The sequence below is a fragment of the Pseudorhizobium xiangyangii genome, assembly GCF_020531965.1.
Classification (GTDB): domain Bacteria; phylum Pseudomonadota; class Alphaproteobacteria; order Rhizobiales; family Rhizobiaceae; genus Neorhizobium; species Neorhizobium xiangyangii.
This window is the reverse complement of the sequence record NZ_JAJAWH010000017.1, coordinates 25062-52058: the sequence shown is the minus strand read 5'-3', so window position 1 is coordinate 52058 and position 26997 is coordinate 25062. Positions and strand designations below refer to the sequence as shown.

Below are 26997 nucleotides of genomic sequence, written 5' to 3'. Positions count from 1 at the left end.
TTTCATGGCTGTAACAGTATCAGGTGCGCCCTCCGCATCTGGGAAGGCGGACTCCCTTCCGCTTCTGGTCGTTCTGGCGACCGCCTTTGCCGGCGCATTGGTGCTAGCCTCCCTGGTCACCATCACTCAGGCGCTGCTGTTTCTGAACGGCGGCCTTTTGGGACTGGCGCTGTATCATGCGTCCTTCGGCTTCACCGGTGGCTGGAAGCGGTTCGCAACCGATGGCCGAAGCCGCAGCATGCGGGCTCAGTTCCTGATGATCGGGATGACTGCCATCGTCTTCATTCCTTTGATGAGCGGGTTCTGGGGGCTCGATCGCAGCTTTGCCGGTGCCTGGGCGCCCGTCGGCGTCTCCGTTCTTCTCGGCGCCTTCATCTTCGGGATGGGCATGCAGTTGGGCGGCGGATGTGGCTCAGGAACGCTTTTCACGGTCGGCGGCGGAAGCGGTCGCATGCTCGTCACGCTGACCGGTTTTATCCTCGGCGCCGTGATCGGCACCGCGCATCTGCCCTTCTGGCTTGAAATGCCGTCCATGCCAGTCATCAAGTTCGGGGATTATTTCGGGGCGCTTTCAGGAACCGCAGTCACTCTTGCGGCGATCGGTCTGGTCCTCCTGGTGCTTGCTTTCGTTGAAAAGCGGCGGCACGGCAATATCGAGCCAGTGTTTGTGGGACTTGCGGATTTCACGCCGGGTAAGGTGCTTCACGGTCCGTGGCCGCTGATCGTCGCCGCTGTGTTGCTGGCGCTTGGCAACGTGTTCACGCTCCTGCTCGCCGGCCATCCCTGGTCCGTTACCTATGGCTTCGGTCTGTGGGGCGCCAAGCTGTTCAGTGCCGTGGGAATTCCGGTCGCAAGCTGGGAGTTCTGGCAGATTCCGGCACAGGCGCGCGCGCTCGACCAGAGCGTCCTGTTCGATGTGACCTCGGTGATGAACTTCGGGATAATCCTGGGGGCGGCGCTTGCGGCTTCGCTTGCCGGCAAATTCGCTGAAAAGTCCAAAGTGCCATTTGCGTCTTATATTGCAGCCATCATCGGCGGGCTCCTGATGGGCTATGGCGCGCGCCTTTCCTTCGGCTGCAATATCGGGGCGCTTTTCAGCGGGATTGCTTCAGGAAGCCTGCACGGCTGGGTATGGTTCGTCATGGCGTTTCTGGGCAGTCTCCTTGGTATAGGCCTGCGTCCACTTTTCGGTCTGGATGGGTTCAAGAAATCATGAGCAGAAAAAATACGGCCCTGTTTGGAGCCTCTCTTCTGGCCGCGATCGGCGCGATCGCCGCTGATCATCTGACGAGCGAGGCGCCTCGGCCCGCGCTCGCCCAGCAGGAAGACCACAATCCATGCGCAGCCGCCATGCCCGCAACGCCTGGCCAGCGCGACTACGACGACCTGGCGGATGACTATAGCGGCGGGTCCGCCCCTATGCCTTCCGCCGCGCCGGCACCAACCCCCGCCGGTGCCAACCCGTGCGCAGCGGGAGCGCTATAGTGCTGGACGACGCAAGAGACAGGGCAGCGCAGGAAATGGCCTATTGCGAGGCCATTCTTGCCAAGTCCGGGACGAGCGTCCTGCGCAAGACTTTGCCCTCCGATGGCCTTGTCACCTGGAAGCACTATCCCGAGAGCGACATCTACGATACCGCCTCGGGCGCCCAATGGTATTACCATTGCCATGACGACAGCGATGAACTCGGAGAGCATGGGCATTTCCACTGCTTCGTGCGACCCGACGGCAAGGAGAGTGGGCCCTGCCATCTCATCGCCATCGGCGTCGATGCCCGCGGCCGGGTGACGCGGCTGTTCACCGTGAACCAGTGGGTGGTCGGCGGCGACTGGTACGACGCCGATACCACCAACGGACTTCTCGACCGTTTCAACGTTGAACTGGTTGAGCCCGACTATCTGGTCAATCGCTGGCTGACGGCAGTCGTGACCAGGTACGAAAAAGACATCGTCCGATTGAATACAGAGCGTGACCATCGGCTCGCGCAGCTTGGCACAGACGAAGGCGATATTCGAAGCGACCGCGACCTTGAAGTGATCAGCGAGTTGCGCCTCTCATAACTCTTGGGAGTTACTGGTTTCCCCTTGCTTGAAGCCTCTGATAAGGTGGTTCCGTTAGCAGCCCACCACCTCCCTAGATAAAGCTCGCTTCGATCAGCTCGCGCGAATAGTCCGCGTGGGTGATGCCTAGCCGCATCTCGTCTCGCGTCAACTCGTCGACGAACATTCCATCGTTCATCACAAGGATCCGGTCACACATATGTCCGATCACGGCCAGGTCGTGACTGACGAGGACACAGGTAAGACCAAGCTCCTCTCGCTTGTCTGCGAGGAGGTTGAGGACTTCGGCCTGGATAGATACGTCGAGCGCCGACGTGGGTTCGTCGAGCAGTAGAATAGGCGGAGACAGTATCAGGGCTCTTGCGATCGCAACACGTTGCCTCTGTCCTCCGGAAAGCTCGTGCGGAAATCGATCTACGAACTCGGCGGGAAGTCCGACTTGCAGCAGCGCTTCTGCGACTTTTGACCATCCATCACCTTGTCCCATGGAGCGGACAGGCTCGGCAAGCGCTCTCCCGATGCGATGGCGAGGATGTAGTGAACCGTAGGGGTCCTGAAACACCATCTGCGCGAGCTTCAATTCCTCCCGGCTACGGTTCTTGCCGACAGGCTTTCCGTTAAACGAGATGGATCCGGTCCACGTCCCTTCGAGCCCCGCTAGCGAGCGTAGGACCGTCGATTTGCCACAGCCGGATTCCCCGACAATCCCCAGCGTCTCCCCTCTCGCGACCTCGAAGCTGACGCCCCGGACAACGTGATTGCGTTGTTGCTTCTCTCCAAAGGTCACATCGAGATTTTCTACCCGGATCATCGACCTACCTCCGCTTCGATCTGGGCCCTGTCGAGGACATTGAGGCGTCGAACCGGATGTTTTGGATCGGGCATAGCCGCAATCAAACCGCGTGTGTAGGGATGTTGGGCATCCTCCATGCGGCTCAGCACCTCGACCACCCTTCCCGCATACATGACCATGATGCGTTCACAGAAAGCCGAGACCATTCGGATGTCGTGGCTGATGAGGATGAGGCCGGAATCGTTTTCGCGAACCAGTTCGTCGAGTAGGTCAAGGACATCCTTGCGCACGCTGACGTCTAGGGCGGAGGTAGGCTCGTCGGCAATCACCAGTTTCGGCTTGGCCAGCAGCATCATGGCGATCATCACTCGCTGCCCCATGCCTCCGGATATCTGATGAGGGTAGAGGCCAAGCACCCGGTCCGGGTCCTTGATGCGTACCCTCTCCAGCATTGAACGCGCGTGAATGAGTGCGTCCTTCTTGCCAGACCCCAGGTGTAACCGTGCCGACTCCGCGATCTGACGCCCGATCGTGAGAACAGGATTGAGCGAATAGCGCGGATCTTGCATGATCAGGGCGAGATCCTTACCGCGCAACCGGCCCATTTCCCTTTCTGTCTTCTCCAGCAGTTCCTCGCCATTCAGGTGCATCCGGTCCGCCGAAATGCTCGCCTTTTGCGGCAGGAGGCGCATAATGGCCCGGCCCGTGGTCGACTTGCCGGAACCAGATTCACCGACAATTCCTATGCGCTCGCGACCCACGTCGAAGCTGACATCGGAGACGGCAGCAATTGCGTTGCGGCCAAAACGGACGTTCAATCCACGCACGGACAGTACGGTTGCAGGATCATGATCGGGCATGGCGAGGATCCAGAAGGTCGCGCAGCGTGTCGCCGGCAATGTTGAAGGCGAGGCTCGTCAGCAGGATGGCGATGCCGGGCATCACGGCAACCCACCAGTAATCAAGCATGAACTTTCTGCCGCTGGCGATCATGGCACCCCATTCCGGCAAAGGAGGTTGCGCACCCAATCCGAGAAAGCCGAGTGAGGCGGCTGTGAGGATGATGCCTGCCATGTTGAGCGTGAGGCGAACGATCACCGAGGGGATGCACATGGGAGCAATGTAGAGGAAAAGGATCCGCAGCGGCGAGGCACCATAAAGGCGGGCCGCCGCGACATAATCTGCGTTGCGAACCACCAGTGCTTCGGCCCGCGCCAGGCGTGCAATTGGCGGCCACGCAGTCAGCGATATGGCGATGATGGCTGTGCCGAGGCCTGCGCCAAGCGCCGCTGCGAACGCCAGTGCCAGGATCAGCGACGGAAAGGACAGGACAATGTCCGTCGCCCTCATCAAAATCGCATCAGTCCTGCCGCCGAAGAAGCCTGCCACGACACCGATGATGAGGCCGATGGGGCCGACGATGACCGATACCGACAGGACGGTCTGGATGGTAATGCGCGTTCCGTAGATCAGCCGGCTGAAGATATCGCGGCCGAACTCATCTGTACCCGCGAAATGGGCGAAGCTGGGCGGCTGCAAGGCGTTGCTTAGCATTTGGCGTGCGGGGTCAAAGGGTGCAATCAGCGGCGCGAAGATCGCGACAAGAACCAGAAGGGCCAGGATTGCAAAGCCGATCATGCCGAGAGGCTCATCAGCGAGCTTGTGCCAGACCCGAGCTGACGACGACAATATCCGGGTCGCAAGGCCTGGCGGCTGAGCGGGGTGGAAGTCCCGTAGGGTATCGGTCATCGTGCGACCTCGCGGGTTCTCGGATCCAATAGCAGGTAAGCCATATCTGCGAGGAAATTCAGCAACATGAAGACAAAGCCGATAATGATGGTGCTGGCAAGGATCACATTCATGTCTCCGATCATCAGCGCATTCGTCATGTACTGTCCGATCCCCGGCCAGGAGAAGACGATCTCGGTGATGACCGCACCTTCCAGCAGATTGCCGTAGGATATCGCCAGTACCGTGATCAACTGGACTGCAATATTGGGAAGCACGTGTCCGATAACGGTGCGCGTTGGGCTGACACCCTTGGCGCGGGCGGCGATGACATAGTCCTGACTCAGCTGCTCAAGGGTAAAACTGCGGGTCATCCGCGTGATATAGGCCATGGCCATATAGGCAAGGATGCTTGCGGGCAGAATGATATGCGAAAGAGCATTCCAGAAGATGTCGGGCTCGCCCTCGATCAGGCTATCGATCAGAAGCAGCCCGGTCGTCGGCTCGATGAGGCCTTCATAATAGACGTCCACTCGCCCTGGTCCTCCCACCCATGACAGCCATGCATAGAATATCACCAGGCCGACGATCCCAAACCAGAAGACCGGGATCGAATGACCAACCAGGGCAAAGATGCGCGCAAACTTGTCGATAAAGCTGTCACGAAAGAGTGCGGCTGCAAGCCCGAGCGGCACACCAACCAAAGTCGAGATGATGACAGCGAGGGTGGCCAGCTCCAGGGTTGCTGGAAAAGCCTGCGACAGGTCTCGTGCAACAGGGTTTCCGGTGAGGATGGCTGTCCCGAAATCACCCTGCAGGAGGCCGCGTAGAAAGATGAAGAACTGTTGGTAGAGGGGAAGGTCGAGTCCCAGTCGCGCACGCATTGCCTCATAGGCCGCCGGATCGGCGAGCTCCCCGACAATTGCGCCGACCGGGTCGGTTGGCATGACGCGGCCGATCACGAAGGTTACACATAAGAGGATGAACAGGCTGACGACTAGCTGCAGTACTCGCTGCAACAGCCCGCCTAGTGAAAGTTCCTTCATGACCGGCTGCCCATGACTGGTTACTCAGCTGCAGTTTTTGTCACGCCTTCAAGGCGCGTCGTCTGGCTGGGATGGCCTACATAGTTCTGCACCCGGGTGCTTTGCACGATCGGCTCGTATCGTTCGAAGAGCGGCAAGACGGCCGGCTTCTGCTTTACGAAAAGCTCCTGCATCTCGACGTAGATCTCTCCACGTTTTTTCGCATCCGGCTCTAGAGACGCCTTGGCCGTCAGGGCGGTCAGTTCTGGGATATCCCAGGCGGAACGCCACACGAAGTTGCCTGCGTTGTTGGCTTCCTTGGAGTTGTCGGGATTGCTGGAGAACTGCTCCATGGAGCCGAGGACATTCGGCATGTAGGCACCCGTCTGCGGCATCAGCAGATCGAAATCGCGCGCACGGTGGGCGGCGATAATGTCCGAACCGTTCCCCTGCTGGATTTTTACCTCAATGCCGATTTCGCCTAGCGAGGCTTGCATTGCGGTCGCGAGATCAATGCGGGGCGTCTGGGCAATCGTCTTGAGTGTCAGCGAGAAACCATCCGGATATCCGGCTTCCGCCAGCAATGACTTGGCCTTTTCGACGTTCAACTGCCAGTCGGGGCTTGGGATAGCGTGTTTGAAATTCTCCGGCACCGGTACAGTGCGCGCCCGCCCGTAAGGACCCATGATGGCCGTTTCCATGCCCTTGTAGTCGATGCCGTAGGCAATCGCTTCGCGGACTTTCGGATTGGACAAGGGCTCCTTGCCGGCATTCATCGCCAGAACATAGAAGCCCCCGGTCGGTACGCGCTGGATCGCGAAACCTTCCTTGTCGTTGAACGTCGCGAGGTCCGAGGCGGTCAATGCATTTGCAATATCGACGTCGCCACGTTCAAGCATCAATCGTTCGACTTGGCTCTCGGGCACATGGCGCACGATGACACGACGCATCTTCGGCTCGCCACCAACGTAGTCATCGTTCGCCTCGAGAATGACGATTTCATTCGGCGTCCAGCGATCGAGCGTGAAGGGCCCGGAACCGGCCGAGTTCGTACGCAGCCAACCGTTGCCCCAGTCGCCATTGACTTCGTTGGCCTTGACCTCCTCGCTGTCAACGACGCTCGCTATGACCATTGCCAGCCGGTAAAGCAGTAGTTCCGATGTGGTCTCACCCGACAAATCAATCCGGACAGTCTTTTCGTCCGGCGCGGTCACCAGCTTCTCGACATTGCCGGAGTTGTAACCCACGCGCTTGAGGTTTGCCGCGGCAGCCTGATCAAGCTTCAGAAGCCTGGTAATGGAGTAAACGACATCTGCAGACGTGACGGCGTTGCCGGAGGCGAACTCAGCATCGCGGAGATGAAAGGTAATTCCCTTGTCATCGATATCCCAGCTCTGGGCAAGCTGTGGTAGCACCTCTCCGCCGGGGCCAACGGAAATAAGGCGATCGTAAAGGTTCGCCATGATCTCGTTGGCCTTCGCCTCGGTCGCCTGATGCGGATCGAGCGACAGAACCTGCGCAAGCGAGGTCGCTATCACCAGTTGGTCATCCGGGGTTTCTGCAAATGCAGCGGGCGCACCCAGGATCATCGCGCTTAGTGCGACCTGGGCCAAAAGTCGGGTACAAAAATGCTTCATAGATTCCCCTCCCTGGGATATCATAGAGATAACATCATATGTCGTCCGTATGTCGTATTATGACTTAGCGGACTTATATCGATGTGACAAGGCTCGCTGCGGTCACAATGCGAAATAAGGAATGAAGAAGGATGAAGCCGACGCGCCAAAGGCTGGCTCAGCAGGTAATCGACCACCTGCGGCACGAAATTGAAGCAGGAAAGCTGAAGGAGGGCGACCAGCTTCCGACCGAGCCGCAGCTCGAAGCGCAGTTCGGTGTAAGCCGCACGGTCGTGCGTGAAGCTATTGCCGATTTGAGATCCGCGGGCTTTGTCCGTCCCCTCCAGGGCAAGGGTGTTTTTGTCAGTGACCCCAAGGCTCACCACAGCGTCAAGCTCACGCCGACAGAGATAAACAATATCCCTGCAACCCTTGAGTTGCTAGAGTTTCGCCTTGCAACAGAGGGGGAAGCGGCGGCAATTGCTGCCTATCGCCGCACGGCCGAGCAGGAAAGTGCCATACGGATGGCGAACCGTCGAATGGGACAAATGATCGACCGGGGCCAATCCACGGTTGATGCGGATTTTGACTTCCACATGGCAATCGCGGCGGCAACGAATAACCGGATTTACGTCGATGTTTTCCGCCAGTTCGGGCAAAGGGCCATTCCGCGCAGCCAGTTCCCAACGCTCCCGGAAGCAATGGACAAGGAGTACCTGGCAAGAGTGAATGCCGAGCATGTTGCCATCCTGGAGGCGATCGCGGAGCAGGATCCCGACCGTGCCCGACAGGCAATGCGCGACCATATCAATGCGAGCCAGCGGCGCTACAGAATCATGGCGGACCAGCAATAAGCTCTCGACAGGCTAGCTAAGTCATATTATGTCATATGAGTAGTGACGCCATTTCGGGAGGTTTATGTGTATCTGGGAACGCAGGTCGCCGCACGCGACGACGACGATTACCGAGTCTTCGCGCAGCTTGGAGTGAACAATATCTCGGCGGATCCGCCGGGGCTCCCGTCGAGCTGGACTCTCGAGGATCTGGAGCGTCATCGCGACCATGTGGAGAGCTTCGGACTTGTACTCGACATGATCCAGTTGCCGCTTCCCTCCCAGCCGATCGAGAAAGCCTCGCTTCCCGATATCCTCTTGGCGGGCCCTCAGCGCGACCGCCAGATCGATCTCGTCTGCAAGATGATCGAAAACTGCGCCACGGCCGGTATTCCCGCGGTAAAATACAATCTCAATCTGATCGGCATCCCCAGAACAGAGCTTGAAAAGGGGCGTGGCGGCTCGCTCAACGAGGCGTTCCGATGGACCTTGGCCGACCAGCGTGCCGCCCCCGGTTTGGCGGGTGTGCTGTCTGAAGACGACAACTGGGAACGCATCGATTATTTCCTCGAGCGCGTCGTGCCGGTCGCCGAAAGCAACAAGGTACGGCTTGCCTGCCATCCACATGATCCCTACACGCCGCCCGGCTACAAGGGCGTGACCCGCGTGCTCGGCACCGTCGAAGGCTTGAAGACGTTCGTTCAAATGCGCGAAAGCCCTTATCACGGACTGAATTTCTGCCAGGGCTCGATTGGAGAAATGCTCGACAACCCACGCGAGGAGATCGATGACGTAATCCGCTGGTTCGGCACCCGCGGAAAGATCTTCAACCTGCACTTCCGCAACATCAGCGGCGGCAAGCTATCGTTCATGGAAACCTTCCCGGAAGAAGGTGACATGGACATGGCCCGCTCGCTGAGGATCTATAAGGAGGTCGGCTACAAGTACATGGTTATGCCTGACCATGTGCCACGCATCAGCGGTCGTGACCCGACCGGCGTCGCCTTCGCCTTCTGCTACGGCTACATCGCCGCGCTGCTGCAGACGCTCTCCGCCAACTGATTTCCCCCTACTAGACGAGCAGGACTTTAATCATGCATTCAACCGAATTGAAGAAAGCCGTCGGTAGCGGCCTCCTCTCCTTCCCCGTAACCCATTTCAATGCGGATCTGAGCTTCAACGAAGCAGGTTATCGCAAGCACGTCGAATCGCTTTCCCAGTTCGACGCCGCGGCTCTTTTCGCGGCGGGGGGGACGGGCGAGTTCTTCTCGCTTGCACCATCTGAGGTGCCGAAGGTCGTCAAGGCGGCCAAGGCATCGGCAGGCACCACGCCGATCATTGCTGGCACAGGTTACGGAACGGCGCTGGCTATCGAAATCGCCCAGGCTGCAGAAAAGGCAGGAGCCGATGGTCTGCTGCTGCTGCCCCAATACCTTATGTTCTGCGAACAGGAGGGCCTGATCGCGCACGTCAAGGCGGTCTGCCAATCGGTCGGCATCGGTGTCATCGTCTATAATCGCGACAACGCCGTACTCACCGCCGATAGCCTGCAGCGTCTGTCCGACGCATGTCCAAACCTGGTCGGCTTCAAGGACGGCGTCGGCGATGTCGACAAGGTCATAGAGATCACGACCAAGCTTCAGGACCGGCTCGTTTACGTTGGGGGCATGCCAACCCACGAAGTCTATGCCCAGGCTTATTTCGCCGCCGGCGTGACGACATATTCGTCCGCCGTTTTCAATTTTGTCCCGGCTCTCGCACAGCGCTTCTATGTTGCACTGCGCGGAGGTGATCAAGCGACGGTTGACATGATCCTGAAGGACTTCTTCTTCCCCTTCGTTGCGCTGCGCAACCGTCGGCGTGGTTATGCGGTTTCCATGATCAAGGCGGGTCTTAAGCTGGTGGGCGAGGATCCCGGCCCGGTCCGTCCACCACTCACTGATCTCCAACCTGATGAGCTTGCGCTCTTCCGCAAGATCATCGATGCCAACGAACTGGTGTCGCGCTCAGCAGCCGAGTGACAACGAGGCAGATCGGTTGGTATGTTATTGACTGGTCTGCCAAATTATCGCTTTCGTTGAGCACGCATCTGCAATCGGCCGGACGGCTGCTTCCATGCTCTGCGGCGTCGTGCCGGTCACGACGACACCAAGCAGGGGGGCGGCGATGCCCGCTGCTTTCAACTTCGGTATGTCGTTGGCGACAAAGCGCTTCTGGCTTGGCGCGATGACGGGGATGCCGGCGCTGGCGACGATCTCCCGGTAGCGCGAAAAATCCGCCTCGCCAAGGGGCGTGCCGTAGTCCGCAAAAGATGCAACGGACGCCTCCATCATCGCGCCTGGAATGGCAATGATGGCATTGAGGTCTTCGTTGGTACTCATTTCACCGAGCGCGGGAACGGGCCGTAATTGCGATTGCAGGAGATGGGGCTTCAGGTGGTCGAAATAGACATTGAACGCTTCGAAGCCTAACTCGGCCAGACGGTCCATCTCTTGCGCCGTCGGTACTGTCTCCTGGCCTGCCATCACCAGCAACGGCACTCCAAGCATGGCGAGCTTTTCAAGAAAGGGTCGCTCCTCGGCATATGAGCCGAAGGTGGTTCCTGTGGCGCGATGGTAGGCATTGAGATGGACTTTCAGGGCAACGGCCCCTGCCCCAAGCGCCGCCTTCGCCAGGTCAAGATCGTGGCGAGCCAGCGAAACGATGATCGGGAAGTCACCGTCACGCATTGCGACCGTAAGCTTGGTTTCCGGGTAAAAGGGCATGCAATCGGCCTCAATTCAAGCGTTGGCCGCTGTCGGCAGCGAACAGGTGGACACTGGCAAGCTCCGGGCGCACGCGGATTGTGGAGCCGGGCGTCAGTGCTATGCGTTCACGAAAGACGCCGGTGATCGTTGTCTCGCCGAGCTTCATCGTTACTTGCGTTTCCGAGCCCATGGGTTCGACGAGTAGAACCTCCATGGTCACTCCGCTGTCATCGACCGTGAAATGCTCAGGCCTGATGCCGTAGACAACCTTGCGATCGTGAAGTCCGCGCACTCCTTCCGGAAGTGTCAGCACGATACCCGGTGCGACAAAGCCGTCATGCGTGATTGTACCATTTATGAAATTCATCGCAGGCGACCCGATAAAGCTGGCCACGAACTGGTTGGCCGGCCGGTCGTAGAGGTCGAGAGGAGCTCCGATCTGCTCGACACGGCCGCCATTCAGAACGACGATCTTGTCGGCCATGGTCATCGCCTCCACCTGGTCATGGGTGACATAGATGGTCGTTGTCTTCAGCCTCTGGTGCAGGGCCTTTATCTCGCCGCGCATCACAACGCGCAGCTTTGCATCCAGGTTTGACAACGGCTCATCAAACAGGAAGACCTGCGGATTGCGAACGATGGCGCGGCCCATGGCGACACGTTGCCGCTGTCCTCCGGAAAGCTGTCGAGGGTACCTTTCAAGAAGCTTCTCAAGACCGAGAATGCCGGCTGCCCAATTCACCCGTTCGGCAATCTCTGTCTTGCTCCCACCGCGGTGCTCGAGGGAGAAGCCCATATTCGTCGCGACTGTCATATGGGGATAGAGTGCATAGCTCTGGAAGACCATGGCGATATCGCGGTCTTTGGGATCGAGATCGTTGACGATGCGGTCACCGATACGAACATCACCGTCAGTGATCGTTTCCAAACCGGCGACCATCCTTAGTAAGGTCGACTTGCCGCATCCGGATGGACCAACCAGCACGACGAACTCGCCATCCCTGATCTCTAGATCGACGCCGTGAATAACGTCGACGGCGCCGTAACTTTTACGAACTTGGGAAAGAGTAACTTCAGCCATAAGACCTTATCCGTGCTCAGCCCTTCAGGCCGGTATGCGCAAGCCCTTCGACGAACTGCTTCTGCGCGATGATGAAGACGATGAGTACCGGCAACGCTGTCAGCGTGGCGGCTGCGAGCTGGATGTTCCACATCGGCCCCCCGTAAGCATCGGTATACTGGGTCAGCGCCTGCGGCAGGGTGAACTTCTCGGCGCTCGACAGGAACACGATAGGCTCGAGGAAGAGATTCCACGAGTGGAGAAAGGTGAAGATTGCGACGGACGCCAGAGCCGGCTTAGCAAGCGGCAGGGCAATCCTGACGAAGATCTTGAAGCGACCAAGTCCATCGACACGTGCCGCCTCCTCGAGTTCGACTGGCAGCGTCACGAAGAACTGCCGCATGACGAAAGTGGCGAATATGCTCGGCGCGCCGAACATTGGCACCAGGATCAGTGGCCAATGGGTATTCACCAGGCCGGCTTGGAGAAACATCTGGAAGAGTGGAACGATCGTGACCTCGGACGGGATCAGAAGCCCGAGCAGCACGATCATGAACATGGTGTTGGCGAAGGGGAAGCGAATACGCGCAAAGGCGTAACCGGCCATGGACGAGATGATCATCGTGCCGATCGTCACCACTGCAGCGATATAGGCGGAATTCCAGTATTGCTGCACAAAAGGCTGCAATTCGAACACCTTGGAATAGGTGGTCCAGTCGTAGCGTTGCGGCAGGAGCTGGGGTGGAAACGCAAAGATGTCACTGATTGGCTTGAAGGAGGACGTGACCATCCACCAGGTCGGGAAGACGAAGGGGATGAGCAACACACACAGCAGGCCGTACAATGTGACTTTCATGCGCGCAGAAAGTTCAGCTTTCATAGAAGACAATCCTCTTGCGCATCTGCCATTGGGCGAAAGTCAGAACGGCGACGATCACGAAAAGTAGGATCGACAGCGTCGAGCCGTAGCCGAAAAAGTGGAACTGGAAGGCCTGCTGGTAGAGGTAGTAGACGAGGACGGTGGTCGAGAGGCCCGGGCCACCCTGGGTAAGCACGGCGATCTGCGCAAAGACCTGCAGCGAACCGACGATGGTGATGATGGAGGTAAGCAGAATCGTTGGGCTGATCAGCGGCAAGGTTATGCGCCGGAACTGCTTGAACGGTGGAGCCCCGTCGATTCGGGCCGCCTCGTAGAGTTCCTTCGGTACGCCCTGCAACGCCGCCAGGAACAGGATCATGTTGAGGCCGACATTCTTGAAGACCTGCACGACGATGACCGAGATCATCGCTGTCGTTTCCTCGCGCAACCAGTTCGGTCCCTCCATGCCGAAAACGAGAAGCATGCCGTTGATCCCGCCGTTCTTCTGCAACAGGAAGCCCCAGACGATCGTCCACGCTACGAGCGAGACCACCACCGGAGAGAAGAACAACGTACGAAAAACGGTAATGCCGGGAAGGCGCTGATTTAGAAGTACCGCCAGCAGCAGCGCCAGCGACAGGTTGAATATCACCAGGCCGACCGAAAAGATCGCCGTTGCCCCAAGCACACGAACAATCGAGGGGTCAGACAGGAGCATTCGGTAGTTTTCGCTGCCCGTATAGGTGAACGTGTTTGCCAGCACGTTCCACTCGTGCAGCGAATACCAGAACACCAGCCCAAGCGGAACAAGCACGAAAACGATGACGCCTATCAATTGCGGTGCGATGAAGAGGAAACCGGCGAGGCTGTCGCGCCGCGCAACCGTCCAGAACGGCGACGTGGAGCGGGCGTCCGACGGCACGTGATCCTGCGCGACAGCCATGTCTTTTCCTTTAGCGCTGCAACATGCGGCCGATCTGGCCGCAGATTGCCTGCGTTGCAGCGGGAATGTCGGCGTCTGGCCGCCATATGCTGTCGAGGCCTGCGCGAACGGTCTGCTGGATCTGGGCGAAACCGGTGTGGCCGGGGATAACTTTGCCCGCTTCAATTCCGGCGATGACGACCCGGTCGATCTGCTCCTGGCTCAGGAGCGGATTGGTTTTCTTCAAGATTTCGGCGTTGAGCAGAGACTTGCGCGCCGAGGGGAAGAACTGGCTGAGCTTTGCCGAATTTTCCGGGTTCGTCATGTAGGCGATGAATTTCGCCGCTGTCTCAGCGTTCTTGCTTCCCGCCAGGACACCGACCCCGGCCTGACCGATCAGTGCGTATTCACCAGCCGGTCCCTTCGGAAGCGGCACCAGATCCCAGTCAAATGGATTGTCCTTGGGAAGCAAGGAAGCGCGACTGATCTGCGTGATGGTCATCGCCGCATTGCCGGCAAAGAAGTCGACGTCCTCGCCAGGGCCTGGCATGGCCTTCTGTTGGAAAGCCGCTTCATGAATAAAGCTCAGCGCATCAATCATTGGCTGCTCGGCAAATGTGCAGGTCTTGCCGTCCTCACCCCACGGAGAGGCGCCCCAGCCATTCCAGACGGAGGCGAGGTTCTGCCACATCTGATACTTGAAGTCGCGGATGATCAGCCCTGCCTTGCCGGCTTTCCCGACTGTGGCCGCGGTTGCGATCGCGTTCTCCCATGTCCATTCGCCGGCTGCTATGAGCTCCGCCGGTGTTTTGGCGCCGGAGGCCTTGATGACATCATTGTTGACGAACATGCCAAACGGCGATGTGGAGAATGGATAGGCATAGAGCGCTCCATCTTGCGACCAGCGTTCCGTTGCAGTTCCGTTCACTTCGTCGAGGTTATAGCCCTCCGTGGCAGTCAACGTGTCGGTCAGCGGATGCAATGCTCCGGATGCGACGAAGTCATAGGCTGAGGTTTCGAAGATCCAAGCCATGTCCGGCGCATTTCCGCCGGCGATCTGGGTCGTCAACGCCGTGGTGTACGTATCGAACGGCAGGGATTCATAAGTCACCGTAACATCGGGGTTATCTTCCTTGAACCCCGCGGCGATCTCGTTAAAGAGCGTCAGATGCGCCTCGTTGGCGCTCCATATGGTCATGCGTAGATTGATCGCCTCCTGGGCGTGGCTCGCGCCGCCCCAGGCGAGCGGCACCACCACTGCAAGTGCGGTCATTGCCGACGTCAAAGTCCTTTTATGTGTCATTCCCGGTCCTCCTCCAAGATGGGTTGATCAATAGGCCGCTATATCCGGCCAGCGCATTTCGATGCCTTCACGTGCCAGCTCTCTCTGGAAATCGTGAAGGTGCTCGTCATTTTCCTGGACCTGATGGGGTGTGAGACCCTTGTCAAGGCAGTGGGCGGCAAGCATGCCGGCAACCTCACCGATGTTCCATTCGACGGGATGCAACCGGTAACAGCCGTTGGTGATATGCGTTGTGCCGATATTCTTGCCTGCCGTGACCAGGTTTTTCATGCGCTCCGGCAAAAGCGCGCCAAGCGGAATTTCGAATGGGCAGGATGGCACGTCTATATAGTTGTCACCGCCAGTCGAGGGATGCAGGTCGATGCGGTACATGCCGATCCCTATGCTGTCGCGGTAGTGGAGGGCGCCTAGAGCACCGCGCACTGCAAAGGAGAGGTCCTGCTCGACGATGCGCGTCACCGGCTTGATGCGACGGCTTTCGCGGACGTAAGGCGCCATGGCAAGGCCGTGCTCGGTGCCGGTGATGTCGCCACGCAGGCGTAGTCCCTTGAACCCCTGCCCTCCGTCGACACGCGGCGCCTCCGTTTGAAGCCAGTAGAAGACCGAGTAGGAAAGGTCGGCGGCAGCCTTGAGGTGTTTGGCTTTTTCGTCTTCGGAAACGTCGATGATCGTGCCGTCCATGTAGTCGATCATCGGCCAGTTCACGAAGCAGATGTCGGATTCATAGAGACCGGGCTGGAAGTTTCGGCGGGCAGCAATCCGCCGGAATGTCCAGAGGTTTTCATCGCCGCCCCCTCTGCGCTGATCGGCGTCGACCAGCGTCGGGTCGTCGTCGGGATTGGGAGTAAAGGACCGCGTTGTGAACTCGAGTGTACGGGGATGTGGGGCGGTAAACCCGAGCAGTGGACCACCCCAGAAATGCGGCTGATAGCTGCGCCAGTAGTCGTAGTTTTCCGGCTTGTCGATTGTCTGGTCGCCATCGACATGGTCGATGGCGAAGCAGATAGACACCGCCTGGACGTTGTCGGGCTGTGCATCGTCAGGTGCGCTCGGCTCGCCTGTGTCGGACTGGGCCTCGAATCCTTTTACGTATTCCGTGCCGGTCATCGGCAGGAGGTCGCCCAGTTCCGTCGCGTCGAGAATGTAAGCCGCATGGATCGTGATTTCCTTGCCCAGATCACGATGCCGAACCGTCACGGTTCGCACCGTGTCACCATCGGCATCGGCGGCGACCGGCCTGTAGGGCTGCAGCAACCTCAGCCGCCCGGAAGCAAGATACGGCATCAGCATGGCTTCCATCACCGCCAGGCTGACACGCGGCTCGGCGCAGATGCGGCTTACCCATCCTGCGCCAGGATTGAGATCGGTCCAGGCGCGGCTTGCCTCCGTGAGAGGATAGTGGTCGCGGTAGTATTGGCGGATGCCATTGCGCAGTTTCCGGTAGGATCGCGTGATGCCGAACTGTTCGACCCAGGTATGTTCGTCGGATGGGACGGCCTGACTGGTCAATTGCCCGCCGATCCAGTCAAATTCTTCGGTCATGATGACACTGCGCCCGGCGCGCGCCGCGCCAAGGGCCGCCGCCACGCCGCCAAGTCCGCCGCCCACCACAAGAATGTCTGCTCGCATATCTTTCACGTCGTCATTTCCGTTTTTTTGCGGGCGCCAGGGTTTCCCCTTCCACCGGTTCACACTTCAGGAGAATTTGTTGTCTGGGAGCACCCTTCTCGATGCGGTCTACCAGCGTGGCTGTCGCCTGGCGGCCCATCTCCTCTCGGGGAATGGCAAACGAGGTGAACTGCACCGGGCTTCGATCCGCCCGGATGTGACTGCCCAGCACGACGGCAGAGAAATCGCTTGGGATTGCAAGCCCGTGTTGGCGCGCTGCCGCCTCCACGCGAACGGCGTCCGCCAGTTCGACGAAAAAGACTGCGGTTGCGCCGGATTGAACGAGTGCCTCCAGCACCTCGCCGGCCGGCCTATCTGAGCTTTTGACGTGCAGGACGAGCTCTGCCCCACCTCGCAGCGCTGCACAAAATCCCGTCCATCGATCAGTGACGGATTCGGCCGGCCCTGAGGGCCCGACATAGGCCACTCGCCGATGTCCAAGGGCTTTCGCCTTTTCCACGAGCTCCTGTGTTGCGCTGGCGTAGTCACCGCCGACATAAGGAACCGGTCCGCCGGCGTCCTCTCGCCGGCCGATGGCGACAAAGGGATAATCTCCGGCCACCAACTGCTTGAGCTCGCTGCGATCAAATTCGCGACCAAGAACAAGGCAACCGTCAGCAATCCGCAACCGGTTGCCGTCTCCAAAAATCTTGCGTTCCTTGCCGACGCCTGCGCCGGTCAGAAGCAATAGATCATAGTTGTGTGCCTGGGCCTCTTCCTCGATGCCGAGCAGGAACGGCGCGAAGAAGTCTGCCTGTTCGCTGGGGAACGCCGGCTCGTAGGTAAAAACGCCCAGGATCCGGTTATGGCCCTTCGCCATTCGGCGGGCAATTGGATCGGCGACATAGCCGGTATCGCGGATGACCTGGAGCACCCTCTCCCGCGTCTCTTGCGGGATACGAGCCACGGCGTTTGTCGCACCATTCAGGACAAGCGAAACCGTCGCCTGGCTTACGCCTGCGAGCTTCGCGATGTCATTTTGCGTCAGACGCTTTGCGCCGGCCAACTGCATTCTCCCCACTCAATAAATGCTAATGCGTATTAGCAGATAATACGCATTAGCACCTTCGGCTGGCGCCTGCAAGAGGCTGCTATACCGCGCGGAGTTTTACTATCCTGGAGGCGTAGGACGCGGTGATCGAAGGAGCCTAGGGAGGAAAGGGAGGTGACGCCCAAGGGTTTGTCGATTGCCTTGAAGTCCACGACGGCCAGGGAGCGTGGCGCAATTGGCTCAGTCATCCGCATTGCATTCAGAGGTATTTCCCTTATTTACAAACTCATGATGAGCAAGGGGAACGCCATGAGGATGCAAGAGTGATAGCGTGGGCCGTTGCTATCGGCGTTATCATCCTCATCTTCTTCTTTAACCGTAAGGCGGGCTACGCCGTACTCGCTCTTGCCTGTGTGGTCGGCGCAGTTCTCTCGGTCGTGACCAAGCGCGAAACCGAGCGGCATTCGACCGAGCACGAGGCAATTTCGGTAAAGGCCTCCGTCGATTCCCAAGCTTGCACGGATCCTGCCAGACCCATTCGGATAGAGTTTTCGAACGGATCCGGCCGAACCGTTGAGCGATTGTCCTTCAGCCTTATCGCTCGGGAGGAGGAAAATCCCTCAATCGTCTACCGGGCCTTCCTGCGAAGCGACCACATCATCGGGCCAAACGAAGCATCAGTGGCATGTTATGAACTGCTGCCGCACGGCTTTTCTGCCTCGCGGCGAGGTGACCATCAACTCGATAATCTGCAATGGTCTGTCGGGATATCAATGATTGGCTTTGCCCAGAAGTAGTGGTTGGCTGTTCGTGACCATCTTGATTGCCGGCAGTGTTGACGCTATATTGCGTCACATATGGCGGACGATGAAGAGGACTTGGATGATGGGCCTTGCCCAATATGCAGATCATGGGTTGTTTGCGCCGGCGAAAATCGCCGACGTCTTCCGCACAACCAGCGAAGAGATTGCGCGCACGGCGGGCTTGGGTAAGGACGCCGTCCAGCGAAAGGACAGGGTTCGCTCGGACAAGACCCAACGGCGGTTGCGCGAAATGGTGGAGGTCGTAAACAAGGTTGAACCGCGTTTTGGCTCCGCGCTCATGGCCTATGCGTGGTATCGATCCGAACCGTTGCCCGGATTTTCAGGCCAAACCGCCATGCAATTGGTCCGCGAAGGAAGAGCCGAGGATGTCCTCGACTTTATCGACTCAGTCGATGCCGGTGTGCACGCCTAGTCGTGTCGATCAGCTATTCCGGAAAGCTATACCGCGCGCTAAACCCGATCTACGCGCGCGAGCCGATGTCGGGTCGAGGAGCCGAACTCTACGGGGGACGGTTCAACCCTAAAGGCGTTCCCGCGCTCTATGCCTCCCTGTCTGTCCTTACCGCACTGCGGGAAGCCAATCAGGTGGGCGACCTGCAGCCAACGACACTGGTCAGCTACCGAGCGGATATCCAAACGATTTTTGATACCCGCGATGCGGTTGCTCTCGGTTCAGCCGGTCTCGACGACGCGTCACTCTCCGATCCGACCTGGCGTGACCAGATGCGGACATTGGGAGAGGCGCCAACCCAGACACTGGCCCGCACCCTTATCGCAAAAGGCTATAATGGCCTCCTGGTTCGCAGTTTTGCCAAGGGCGCCGGACCCGATGATATGAATCTGGTTCTATGGAAATGGGGTCCGGCCGCGCCATCCAAGCTTGAACTCATAGACGACGAAAATCGCCTCTTATAAGCACGGCTACTGCAACGATCCGATGGGACTTGGAGCGACGGCGCGACTGCGTCCCACCTGAGAGAGCAGAATGACGGGAAGAATGCTGATCGCGACAATGGCGAGTGCAGCAATCGAGGCCTCTTCATACGTGCCTCTTGCAGCCTCGCCGTAGAGATGTGTGGCAAAGGTTTCAACGTTCAGCGGCCGCAACAATAGCGTCGCCGGCAATTCCTTGACGCAATCCACGAAGACCAGCAGGGCGGCGGCCGAAATCGCCGCTCTGGATAATGGCAGATGCACATGCAGAAATGTCCCCGCTCTCGATTGGCCGAGACTGCGTGATGCATGGTCAAGCGAGCCGGGAATTCTCGATAGGCCGGCCTCAATGCCACCCGCGGAAATCGCGAGGAAGCGCACAGTCAGTGCGTAGACCACGGCGGCCCCGGAGCCAATGAACAATAGTCCGGTCGAGACCCCGAGCCATGCTATCGCGGTACGGTCGATAAATCGGTCCAGGCCGGCCAGCACGATCAGCACCCCGATAGCCACGACAGTACCAGGCGCGGCATATCCCATGGTCGCAAAACGCAGCAGCCAGGATGATTTCGGGCCTGGGCGGACGCGAGTAGCGTAGGCAACGACAAGACCCAGGCCGATTGTCACCACGGTCGCCGCCGTTGCGATCGCGATCGTGTTCACGGCCTCGTCGAGAATTCGGGGTGAAATGCCTGCAAACTGGTAACGCTTCCATGCTTCCGTCGTGAGGTAGAGCGCCGGTGCTCCAAAACCAAGCAAGACCGGGATCAGGCCTGAAAACAACAACAGCATGCCTTTCCATGCCGATACCTGCTGCAAAGCCATTCCGCGGCTGCGCCGTGCATCGGTGGCGTAACGCTGCTTGCGTCGCGCCCAGCGCTCCAAAGCGACCAGCGCAACGACGACGAGCAGCAAGGCAAGAGCGATCTGCGACGCGCCCGGCAGATCGGATCGGGTGATCCACGTCGTGTAGATCGACACGGTCATTGTCCTGACACCCAGGAATTCCGCAGCGCCGACGTCGTTGAGGGTCTCCATTAGCGCGAGGCTGATGCCGACGGCGACGGCGGGACGAGCCAATGGTAGTGCGATCCGCCAAAACACCGCGCGACGGGAGATGCCGAGTGTACGAGCCGCATCGATGAGATTTCCCGACTGAGTGAGAAACATGGCTCGTGTCGGGATGTAGACATAGGGGTAGAGAACGAAGCCTAGCAGCAAGATGCAGCCGGTCATCGAGCGTACATCAGGCAGACGAAACTGCCGCGGGCTGTCGTAGCCCAGCATCCAGCGGATCGCGCCTTGAACGGAACCGATGGGATGTAGGATGTCGAGGTAGGCGTAGGCAATGATGTAGGTCGGCACGGCGAGCGGTAGAAGCAGCGCCCATTCCAGCACACGTCGCCCGGGAAATTCGTAAGCGGTCACCATCCACGCTGTTGTTGTGCCGAGCACGGCAGTAACCACGCCCACGCCCAACAGCAGGATAACCGTGTCGACAAGTGCGACCGGCAGAGTGGTGGAAAAGAGATGAGCCCAGAGCCCTGCAGATCCCTTGAGCGCTTCCATCAGCAGTCCAGCGACAGGAAACACGACGATAAGGGCGATTATCCCCGAGAACGTCAGCCAGCGACTGCCTGGACGCTTTGTCAAGCGGGCGGCGGCGGAGCTGATTGGCATTGCGTGATCCATACCTGACATAAAGAAGGCGCCCCGGAAGGGCGCCTTCTTCTTCCTTAGTTGTCGAATCCAACCTTGTCTACGAGCTCGCTTGCCTGCTTGCGGTGGCTGACGATCTCCGCGAGAGACTTGTCGTCGATCTTCAGCTCACCAAAGGAAGCGATAATCGGATCGATAGCAGCGCCCGGCTTGACCGGATATTCGTAGTTGGCTTCAGCATAGATCTTCTGGGCTTCGTCGGAGACGAGATATTCCAGAAGCTTTACGGCTTCGGCCTTGTTCGGTGCGTGCTTGGCGATAGCTGCGCCGCTGATGTTGACCTGGGTGCCGCCGTCCTTGAAGGTCGGCAGGATAACCTTGATGGCCTCGGCCCACTTGACCTGCTCTTCACCGCCCTTGCCGGACGTCATCAGGCCGACATAGTAGGAGTTGGCGATGCCGATGTCGCAAATGCCGCCGAGGATGTCCTTGGCCGAGTCGCGGTCGCCGCCAGCGGCCTTGCGAGCGAGGTTGTCCTTGACGCCGGCCAGCCATTTTTCGGTCTCTTCAGCACCGTAATGGGCGATATAGTCGGCGAAGAGTGCCGTGTTATAGGGGTGCTGGCCAGAGCGGATGCAGACCTTGCCCTTCCACTTGGGATCGGCGAGGTCTTCGTAGTTGAAGCTGGCGAGATCGAGATCCTTGGCGGCATAGAGAACACGGGCTCGCATGGACAGCGCGAACCAATGGCCGTCTGCATCGCGCAGCTGCTCTGGAATTGCAGACGTCAGTACCGTGGATTCGGCAGACTGCGTCACGCCCTTCTCAACGAGGTCGACAAGGTTGCCGGCATCGACGGTCATCAGAATATCGGCAGGAGAACTTTCGCCCTCGGAAGCAACACGCTCCGCCAGGCCGTCCTTCAGGAATACAGTGTTGACCTTGGTGCCGGTCGACTTCGTGAAGGCTTCCAGGAGAGGCGCAACCAGCGCGGGTTCTCGCGTTGTGTAAACATTGATTTCGGCAGCGGTAGCGACCGACGCCGTCAGCAGAAGCGAACTGACAAGAAAAGTGGATGTCTTGATTGCACGTAGGTTCATGAATCCCTCCATTTACGAACACGCCATGCTTCGAGCATTTCTTGAGTTTACAAGTCAAGTTCGGTCACGCATATCCGGCTGCGATCACGTCTTCTTGATGAGGAATTGCGCGGATAAGCCGCCATCCATGATGGGCTTCTAAAAAATCAGAATCCTATCCGACCGAATGGACACTCTGACCGCATCAATCCCATCCGGCAGACGCTCCATCGTCCTGACCTTCAGTGGCACATCCAGTCCCTTTACCTTCAGTAGGATCTGCTCGACCTCCCCGTGGAAGATCCGCTCCTCGACCGTCGCGAAGAGGTCTCCGTGATCGAGTGACAGAGCGATGGCCTGAGGACGGATATAGAGGGTCGCGGCACTTTTCGGCTCGAGGTCGAGCTGTCGTGGAAAACTACCGATGGCCGTATCAATCCGGCCGTCATTGTAGACGCCGGGAACCTTGTTGAAGGCGCAGAAGAAGTCTGCCGCATAGGTGCTGCTCGGCCGGTCGTGCAGATCATAGGGAGAACCTGCCTGGACAATTTCACCCGATCGCATGAGGACGACACGGTCGCCGGTAGACAGGGCTTCCTGCGGATCATGGGTCACCATGATTACGGTTGTGTCCAGAGACTTGAGCAGCGAAAGTGTATCCCTGCGCACCTTTTCGCGAAGTCCCTGGTCAAGGTTTGAGAACGGCTCGTCCATCAGCACGATACTGGGACGCGGAGCGAGCGCTCGTGCCAGCGCCACACGCTGCTGTTCGCCGCCGGAGAGAGTGTGGGGATATCGCTCCACCAGATGCTCGATCCCGACGCGCTCGATAACGTCGGTGGTCCTCGCACCAACTTCCGACTTCGGTTGGCGCTTCAGGCCGAAGAGAATGTTCTCGCGGACAGTCAAATGCGGAAACAGGGCATAGTCCTGGAAAACAAAGCCGACGCTGCGCGCCTCCGGCTCCACGAATGTGTTTGGGCCGTTAACTTCGCGCCCGGCGAGGAACACCTGGCCCGTTTCGGCCATTTCTACACCGGCTATAATGCGCAGGAGCGTGGACTTTCCGCAGCCGGAATGCCCTACCAAAGACACCACTTCTCCCTTTTGAATATCGAGTGATATGTCATGCACCGCTGCCGTAGTGCCAAAGGATCGGCATATATTCTGTAGTCGAAGTGCGGGCTCTCGGGACTTCGTTTTCATGAGTCCTCCTTGGGTGAGGCTCGCCAGTCCGGCGACGCGTCGGGATTTATCTCCTATGCATCAACTCGATCGCCGACAAGTGTGACCAATTCACGATAGTTGCAGATATAGATCGTAACGGATCGTATTGACTTTGAAATGCTGGACCGTGTGGTCGGGTTTGAGCAGAGCGAAGCCGGTGGCGGGGAGCCCCCAGATGCCTTCAACTCAGCTAAATCTTTGCTGTTGCATCCACGCCACTCGACTCCTCAAGGGGGCGGTGTTTCTATCTCGGCAGTGATGGCGTGAGGATGCACATGGTTTTCGAGTGGGATGAGAGAAAAGAACGCCGGGCCTATCTGATGAAGTTTGCAGCGGCCTGGACCGCAGCGGTCGTTGTCGGCGGCCTCCCTGTCATGATGGTCGTCAACGCGATGACCTTCTAGAGGCTGCATTTCTGCATGCTTCGTGCGTGAAGCAGTCGGGATAGACGTTATGTCATCCATACCAAGTAATCAGCGGAACTGATCACGATCAGCCGTTAGGGACTATAGTTTCCATAACGGAAGACGCAATTTCCTGTTGCTGCCATTGCAAACGAAACGCTCCCGTACGAATTTCCTTTCACAGAAAATCACGTACTGGAGGCGCCGTATGGCTCGCATCGACAAGAATGGGCTCGCAATCGACAAGCTGCTGCATGATTTCCTCGTGCAGGAGGCCATTCCGGGTACCGGCGTGGATGTGGAGCGCTTCTTCTCGCAGTTTGCCACGATCGTCCACGATCTCGCACCGAAGAACCGGGCACTGCTGGCCAAGCGCGATGCAATGCAGGTGAAACTCGACGATTGGTATCGCAAGAACGGTGCTCCGTCCGACATGGCGGCCTATGAGAGCTTCCTGCGCGAGATCGGCTATCTTCTGCCTGAAGGCCCGGATTTCACCGTCTCGACCGGAAGCGTCGATCCGGAAATCGCCGGGATCGCCGGCCCGCAGCTCGTCGTGCCGGTGATGAACGCCCGCTATGCGCTGAACGCTGCTAATGCGCGCTGGGGTTCGCTTTACGATGCGCTTTACGGCACCGATGCCATCCCGGAGGACGGCGGTGCGGAAAAGGCCAAGGGCTACAATCCCGTCCGCGGCGCCAAGGTGATTGCCTGGGTGCGTGATTTCCTCGACCAGTCCGTACCGCTTTCGGGCGCCAGCTGGACGGAAGCCACGTCCTTCGTGGTGACCGATGGCACGCTCACCATTGCGGTCAACGACGGCAAGACGGCCAATCTCGCAGATCCGTGGCAATTTGCTGGCTATCTCGGTGAGCCGGCGCAGCCGACAGCCGTGATCCTTCGCAAGAACGGCCTGCACATCCAGATCGTTATCGATCCGACCACAGCGATCGGCGGCCACGACCCGGCGAAGATCTCCGACGTCAGGATCGAGTCGGCGATCACCACGATCATGGACTGCGAGGATTCGATCGCCGCCGTGGATGCCGAAGACAAGGTGGTTGCCTACCGGAACTGGCTCGGCCTGATGAAGGGCGACCTGACAGAAGAGGTCAGCAAGGGGGGCAAGAGTTTCATCCGCAGGCTCGAGCCGGACCTCGACTATCTGATGCCGGATGGCGATGCCGCCAGCCTGAAGGGACGATCCCTCATGCTGGTGCGCAATGTCGGACACCTGATGACCAACCCGGCCATTCTCGATCGCGACGGGAACGAAGTGCCGGAGGGCATCATGGATGCCATGGTGACGGCGCTGATCGCGTTGCACGACATAGGCACCGGCGGGCGGCGGCAGAACTCACGCGTCGGCTCCATGTACGTGGTGAAGCCGAAGATGCACGGGCCGGAGGAAGTTGCCTTCGCCAGCGAGATCTTCGGCCGTGTCGAAGAAGCGGTCGGCATGCCGGTCAATACGATGAAGATGGGCATCATGGACGAGGAGCGCCGCACCACGGTAAACCTCAAGGAATGCATCCGTGCCGCGCGCGAGCGGGTCGTGTTCATCAATACCGGCTTCCTGGACCGCACCGGCGACGAGATCCATACTTCGATGGAAGCCGGCCCGATGATCCGCAAGGGCGACATGAAGCAGGCGGCCTGGATTTCGGCCTATGAGAACTGGAATGTCGACATCGGGCTTGAATGCGGCCTTTCCGGCCATGCCCAGATCGGCAAGGGGATGTGGGCCATGCCCGACCTGATGGCGGCCATGCTCGAACAGAAGATCGCCCATCCAAAGGCAGGCGCAAACACGGCCTGGGTGCCGTCACCGACCGCAGCGACGCTGCACGCGACCCATTATCACACGGTGAATGTTGCCGACGTGCAGGCCGGGCTGAAGACCCGTGGGCGTGCGAAGCTGTCGGATATTCTATCGGTACCGGTTGCCACGCGGCCGAACTGGACGCCGGAGGAGATCCAGCGCGAACTCGACAACAACGCGCAGGGCATCCTCGGCTACGTGGTGCGTTGGGTCGACCAGGGCATCGGCTGCTCGAAAGTGCCCGACATCAACGACATCGGACTGATGGAAGACCGGGCGACGTTGCGCATCTCCGCGCAGCACATGGCCAACTGGCTCCATCACAAGGTGGTCAGCGAAGAGCAGATCGTCGAGACGATGAAACGGATGGCCGCCGTCGTCGATGGCCAGAACGCCAGCGACCCGCTCTACCGGCCGATGGCACCTGATTTCGACGCTTCCATCGCCTTCCAGGCTGCCCTCGATCTCGTCCTGAAGGGTCGCCAACAGCCGAACGGCTACACCGAGCCAGTGCTGCACCGACGACGCCTCGAGCTGAAAGCCAGGTATCCAAGCCAGGCAGCAAACTCGTAAGCAACAAGACTGCCGGATCGATGAGATAGGAATATCGTTATGATGTTCCGGTCTCGTCCCGCGACAGGTCTTTATCCTCAAGGGTAAATGCCGCGCGAAATGCCTCAAGTGCCTGTAGCGGGTCGTCCTTGGCGAAGGCTTCCATTCCCACCGGGCCACGGTATCCCATATCGAACAGGGCGTGGGCGATGACAGAATAGTTGATCTCGCCGGTGCCTGGTTCACATCGTCCCGGTACATCGGCGACCTGTATTTCTCCGATCCAGGGCAGACAGGCCCGGCAGGTCTCGATCAGGTTTCCCTCCCCTATTTGGGCATGATAGAGGTCGAGATTGAGCTTCAGGCGTGGGTGATTGACGAAGGAAACCAATGCCAGCGTATCCTCCGCGCGGCCGAAAGGCGTTCCTGGATGATCCACCGGCAAGTTCAGGTTCTCCAGGGTGAAGACCACATCCAGTTCCTCGGCCAAATCGGCAATACGCGAAAGCGTGTCGCGAGCCTTGAGCCACATCCGTCCTGTCACCGTTTCGCATGGCTGCGCTGGAAGGCCGCCTTCGCCAAGCCCTGTGCCATGCAGGTTTAGGTGCGAGACGCCGAGGCGCCTTCCAACCTGAGCGGTGTCGCGTGCCGAACGCAAAAGCGTGTCGGCACCCTCATCATCTGCAAGGCGCCCGGTCAAATAGCCATTCATGATGGAAAATGTCGCGCCCGATCTTTCCAGCGCGTCAAGATCGTGGTCCGGCCAATTCCATAGACCGACCTGGAAACCGAGGTCCTTGAGTTGCTCGCAGCGCCATTCGATCGGCCTGTCGCACCAGAGCATTTCGGCGCAAGCCGCGAGTGTAAAAGGTTGGTCCATGTCTCTATATCC

General features: G+C 58.9%; 27 protein-coding genes. 11 read left to right on the top strand and 16 right to left on the bottom strand.

Going from position 1 to position 26997, the window contains the following annotated elements; genetic code table 11:
* The first annotated feature begins 4 nt into the window (after positions 1–4).
* The 3 genes from LH464_RS16115 to LH464_RS16105 are packed head-to-tail and all read left to right on the top strand — an operon-like array spanning position 5 to position 2060.
* Positions 5–1216, top strand: a complete 1212-nt coding sequence (locus LH464_RS16115) for a YeeE/YedE family protein (RefSeq protein ID WP_226787420.1) — start codon at positions 5–7, stop codon at positions 1214–1216.
* Positions 1213–1485, top strand: a complete 273-nt coding sequence (locus tag LH464_RS16110; RefSeq protein WP_226787419.1) for a hypothetical protein — start codon at positions 1213–1215, stop codon at positions 1483–1485. The genes LH464_RS16115 and LH464_RS16110 overlap by 4 nt, the downstream gene beginning before the upstream one ends.
* Positions 1485–2060, top strand: a complete 576-nt coding sequence (locus tag LH464_RS16105) for a DUF6969 family protein (RefSeq protein ID WP_226787418.1) — start codon at positions 1485–1487, stop codon at positions 2058–2060. Before LH464_RS16110 ends, LH464_RS16105 begins: the two co-directional genes overlap by 1 nt.
* A 73-nt stretch (positions 2061–2133) precedes the next feature.
* Here LH464_RS16105 and LH464_RS16100 read toward each other — a convergent pair whose 3' ends face one another.
* The 5 genes from LH464_RS16100 to LH464_RS16080 are packed head-to-tail and all read right to left on the bottom strand — an operon-like array spanning position 2134 to position 7243.
* Positions 2134–2871, bottom strand: a complete 738-nt coding sequence (locus LH464_RS16100; RefSeq protein WP_226787417.1) for an ABC transporter ATP-binding protein — start codon at positions 2869–2871, stop codon at positions 2134–2136.
* On the bottom strand, positions 2868–3713 hold the full coding sequence (locus LH464_RS16095) for an ABC transporter ATP-binding protein (RefSeq protein WP_226787416.1): 846 nt from the start codon (positions 3711–3713) through the stop codon (positions 2868–2870). Before LH464_RS16095 ends, LH464_RS16100 begins: the two co-directional genes overlap by 4 nt.
* The gene (locus LH464_RS16090) at positions 3700–4602 is read right to left on the bottom strand and encodes an ABC transporter permease (protein ID WP_226787415.1); all 903 of its coding nucleotides are present in this window, start codon (positions 4600–4602) and stop codon (positions 3700–3702) included. Before LH464_RS16090 ends, LH464_RS16095 begins: the two co-directional genes overlap by 14 nt.
* Positions 4599–5627, bottom strand: a complete 1029-nt coding sequence (locus LH464_RS16085; RefSeq protein ID WP_226787414.1) for an ABC transporter permease — start codon at positions 5625–5627, stop codon at positions 4599–4601. Before LH464_RS16085 ends, LH464_RS16090 begins: the two co-directional genes overlap by 4 nt.
* Before the next feature lie 20 nt (positions 5628–5647).
* Positions 5648–7243: an ABC transporter substrate-binding protein gene (locus tag LH464_RS16080; RefSeq protein ID WP_226787413.1), complete on the bottom strand. Its 1596-nt coding sequence runs from the start codon at positions 7241–7243 to the stop codon at positions 5648–5650.
* A 131-nt stretch (positions 7244–7374) separates the two neighbouring features.
* Here LH464_RS16080 and LH464_RS16075 point away from each other — a divergent pair, with 131 nt between their 5' ends.
* The 3 genes from LH464_RS16075 to kdgD all read left to right on the top strand — a co-directional run bounded on the left by LH464_RS16075 (position 7375) and on the right by kdgD (position 10076).
* The gene (locus LH464_RS16075; RefSeq protein ID WP_226787412.1) at positions 7375–8076 is read left to right on the top strand and encodes a FadR/GntR family transcriptional regulator; all 702 of its coding nucleotides are present in this window, start codon (positions 7375–7377) and stop codon (positions 8074–8076) included.
* A 66-nt stretch (positions 8077–8142) separates the two neighbouring features.
* Entirely contained in the window at positions 8143–9117 is a 975-nt protein-coding gene (locus LH464_RS16070) for a mannonate dehydratase (RefSeq protein WP_226787411.1), read from the top strand.
* A gap of 29 nt (positions 9118–9146) precedes the next feature.
* Complete coding sequence (gene kdgD / locus LH464_RS16065; RefSeq protein WP_226787485.1) at positions 9147–10076, top strand: 5-dehydro-4-deoxyglucarate dehydratase; 930 nt, start codon at positions 9147–9149, stop codon at positions 10074–10076.
* A 24-nt stretch (positions 10077–10100) separates the two neighbouring features.
* Here the strand turns inward: kdgD and LH464_RS16060 are convergent, their stop codons facing one another.
* Genes LH464_RS16060 through LH464_RS16030 form a run of 7 tightly spaced genes read right to left on the bottom strand, consistent with a single transcriptional unit; the run spans position 10101 to position 17620 of the window.
* Positions 10101–10820, bottom strand: coding sequence for a hypothetical protein (locus LH464_RS16060; RefSeq protein WP_226787410.1), 720 nt, complete (start codon positions 10818–10820; stop codon positions 10101–10103).
* Between the two features lie 10 nt (positions 10821–10830).
* Complete coding sequence (locus LH464_RS16055) at positions 10831–11883, bottom strand: ABC transporter ATP-binding protein (protein WP_226787409.1); 1053 nt, start codon at positions 11881–11883, stop codon at positions 10831–10833.
* A 16-nt stretch (positions 11884–11899) separates the two neighbouring features.
* On the bottom strand, positions 11900–12742 hold the full coding sequence (locus LH464_RS16050; protein ID WP_226787408.1) for a carbohydrate ABC transporter permease: 843 nt from the start codon (positions 12740–12742) through the stop codon (positions 11900–11902).
* Positions 12732–13664: a carbohydrate ABC transporter permease gene (locus LH464_RS16045; protein WP_226787407.1), complete on the bottom strand. Its 933-nt coding sequence runs from the start codon at positions 13662–13664 to the stop codon at positions 12732–12734. Before LH464_RS16045 ends, LH464_RS16050 begins: the two co-directional genes overlap by 11 nt.
* 10 nt (positions 13665–13674) lie before the next feature.
* Positions 13675–14946 (bottom strand): ABC transporter substrate-binding protein, encoded by a 1272-nt coding sequence (locus tag LH464_RS16040; RefSeq protein WP_226787406.1) that lies wholly within the window; start codon positions 14944–14946, stop codon positions 13675–13677.
* A 27-nt stretch (positions 14947–14973) separates the two neighbouring features.
* Positions 14974–16575, bottom strand: a complete 1602-nt coding sequence (locus LH464_RS16035; protein ID WP_226787484.1) for an FAD-dependent oxidoreductase — start codon at positions 16573–16575, stop codon at positions 14974–14976.
* A gap of 13 nt (positions 16576–16588) precedes the next feature.
* Entirely contained in the window at positions 16589–17620 is a 1032-nt protein-coding gene (locus tag LH464_RS16030) for a LacI family DNA-binding transcriptional regulator (RefSeq protein ID WP_226787405.1), read from the bottom strand.
* 308 nt (positions 17621–17928) lie between these two features.
* On the opposite strand from LH464_RS16030, the gene LH464_RS16025 reads away from it, so the two are divergent.
* The 3 genes from LH464_RS16025 (at position 17929) to LH464_RS16015 (ending at position 19344) form a co-directional block, all read left to right on the top strand.
* Positions 17929–18402 (top strand): hypothetical protein, encoded by a 474-nt coding sequence (locus tag LH464_RS16025; RefSeq protein ID WP_226787404.1) that lies wholly within the window; start codon positions 17929–17931, stop codon positions 18400–18402.
* Positions 18403–18490: 88 nt separating this feature from the next.
* The gene (locus LH464_RS16020) at positions 18491–18841 is read left to right on the top strand and encodes an antitoxin Xre/MbcA/ParS toxin-binding domain-containing protein (protein WP_226787483.1); all 351 of its coding nucleotides are present in this window, start codon (positions 18491–18493) and stop codon (positions 18839–18841) included.
* Positions 18842–18849: 8 nt separating this feature from the next.
* Positions 18850–19344, top strand: a complete 495-nt coding sequence (locus LH464_RS16015; RefSeq protein ID WP_226787482.1) for an RES family NAD+ phosphorylase — start codon at positions 18850–18852, stop codon at positions 19342–19344.
* A gap of 6 nt (positions 19345–19350) precedes the next feature.
* Here the strand turns inward: LH464_RS16015 and LH464_RS16010 are convergent, their stop codons facing one another.
* The 3 genes from LH464_RS16010 to LH464_RS16000 form a co-directional block, all read right to left on the bottom strand.
* Positions 19351–21042, bottom strand: a complete 1692-nt coding sequence (locus tag LH464_RS16010; RefSeq protein ID WP_226787403.1) for an ABC transporter permease — start codon at positions 21040–21042, stop codon at positions 19351–19353.
* Positions 21043–21098: 56 nt separating this feature from the next.
* Complete coding sequence (locus LH464_RS16005) at positions 21099–22121, bottom strand: Fe(3+) ABC transporter substrate-binding protein (RefSeq protein WP_226787402.1); 1023 nt, start codon at positions 22119–22121, stop codon at positions 21099–21101.
* 138 nt (positions 22122–22259) lie between these two features.
* Positions 22260–23306 (bottom strand): ABC transporter ATP-binding protein, encoded by a 1047-nt coding sequence (locus LH464_RS16000; protein WP_226787401.1) that lies wholly within the window; start codon positions 23304–23306, stop codon positions 22260–22262.
* Between the two features lie 296 nt (positions 23307–23602).
* Here LH464_RS16000 and LH464_RS24570 point away from each other — a divergent pair, with 296 nt between their 5' ends.
* Positions 23603–23731, top strand: a complete 129-nt coding sequence (locus tag LH464_RS24570) for a hypothetical protein (RefSeq protein ID WP_255648419.1) — start codon at positions 23603–23605, stop codon at positions 23729–23731.
* Positions 23732–23939: 208 nt separating this feature from the next.
* The gene (locus tag LH464_RS15995; RefSeq protein ID WP_226787400.1) at positions 23940–26126 is read left to right on the top strand and encodes a malate synthase G; all 2187 of its coding nucleotides are present in this window, start codon (positions 23940–23942) and stop codon (positions 26124–26126) included.
* Positions 26127–26163: 37 nt separating this feature from the next.
* On the opposite strand, the gene LH464_RS15990 is transcribed toward LH464_RS15995, so the two are convergent.
* Positions 26164–26985 carry a TIM barrel protein gene (locus LH464_RS15990; protein ID WP_226787399.1) on the bottom strand — a complete coding sequence of 274 codons (822 nt, stop codon included), beginning with the start codon at positions 26983–26985 and terminating at the stop codon, positions 26164–26166.
* Positions 26986–26997: the final 12 nt, after the last annotated feature.

What these genes read in the sequence shown, in the direction of transcription:
- LH464_RS15990 (WP_226787399.1), bottom strand. Translation starts at nt 26,985, where the DNA reads ATGGACCAACCTTTTACACTCGCGGCTTGCGCCGAAATGCTCTGGTGC.
- LH464_RS16010 (WP_226787403.1), bottom strand. Translation starts at nt 21,042, where the DNA reads ATGCCAATCAGCTCCGCCGCCGCCCGCTTGACAAAGCGTCCAGGCAGT.
- LH464_RS16005 (WP_226787402.1), bottom strand. Translation starts at nt 22,121, where the DNA reads ATGAACCTACGTGCAATCAAGACATCCACTTTTCTTGTCAGTTCGCTT.
- LH464_RS16000 (WP_226787401.1), bottom strand. Translation starts at nt 23,306, where the DNA reads ATGAAAACGAAGTCCCGAGAGCCCGCACTTCGACTACAGAATATATGC.
- LH464_RS16090 (WP_226787415.1), bottom strand. Translation starts at nt 4,602, where the DNA reads ATGACCGATACCCTACGGGACTTCCACCCCGCTCAGCCGCCAGGCCTT.
- LH464_RS16100 (WP_226787417.1), bottom strand. Translation starts at nt 2,871, where the DNA reads ATGATCCGGGTAGAAAATCTCGATGTGACCTTTGGAGAGAAGCAACAA.
- LH464_RS16110 (WP_226787419.1), top strand. Translation starts at nt 1,213, where the DNA reads ATGAGCAGAAAAAATACGGCCCTGTTTGGAGCCTCTCTTCTGGCCGCG.
- LH464_RS15995 (WP_226787400.1), top strand. Translation starts at nt 23,940, where the DNA reads ATGGCTCGCATCGACAAGAATGGGCTCGCAATCGACAAGCTGCTGCAT.
- LH464_RS16055 (WP_226787409.1), bottom strand. Translation starts at nt 11,883, where the DNA reads ATGGCTGAAGTTACTCTTTCCCAAGTTCGTAAAAGTTACGGCGCCGTC.
- LH464_RS16080 (WP_226787413.1), bottom strand. Translation starts at nt 7,243, where the DNA reads ATGAAGCATTTTTGTACCCGACTTTTGGCCCAGGTCGCACTAAGCGCG.
- LH464_RS16035 (WP_226787484.1), bottom strand. Translation starts at nt 16,575, where the DNA reads ATGCGAGCAGACATTCTTGTGGTGGGCGGCGGACTTGGCGGCGTGGCG.
- LH464_RS16115 (WP_226787420.1), top strand. Translation starts at nt 5, where the DNA reads ATGGCTGTAACAGTATCAGGTGCGCCCTCCGCATCTGGGAAGGCGGAC.
- LH464_RS16045 (WP_226787407.1), bottom strand. Translation starts at nt 13,664, where the DNA reads ATGGCTGTCGCGCAGGATCACGTGCCGTCGGACGCCCGCTCCACGTCG.
- LH464_RS16095 (WP_226787416.1), bottom strand. Translation starts at nt 3,713, where the DNA reads ATGCCCGATCATGATCCTGCAACCGTACTGTCCGTGCGTGGATTGAAC.
- LH464_RS16020 (WP_226787483.1), top strand. Translation starts at nt 18,491, where the DNA reads ATGGGCCTTGCCCAATATGCAGATCATGGGTTGTTTGCGCCGGCGAAA.
- LH464_RS16085 (WP_226787414.1), bottom strand. Translation starts at nt 5,627, where the DNA reads ATGAAGGAACTTTCACTAGGCGGGCTGTTGCAGCGAGTACTGCAGCTA.
- LH464_RS16040 (WP_226787406.1), bottom strand. Translation starts at nt 14,946, where the DNA reads ATGACACATAAAAGGACTTTGACGTCGGCAATGACCGCACTTGCAGTG.
- LH464_RS16050 (WP_226787408.1), bottom strand. Translation starts at nt 12,742, where the DNA reads ATGAAAGCTGAACTTTCTGCGCGCATGAAAGTCACATTGTACGGCCTG.
- LH464_RS16060 (WP_226787410.1), bottom strand. Translation starts at nt 10,820, where the DNA reads ATGCCCTTTTACCCGGAAACCAAGCTTACGGTCGCAATGCGTGACGGT.
- LH464_RS24570 (WP_255648419.1), top strand. Translation starts at nt 23,603, where the DNA reads ATGGTTTTCGAGTGGGATGAGAGAAAAGAACGCCGGGCCTATCTGATG.
- LH464_RS16075 (WP_226787412.1), top strand. Translation starts at nt 7,375, where the DNA reads ATGAAGCCGACGCGCCAAAGGCTGGCTCAGCAGGTAATCGACCACCTG.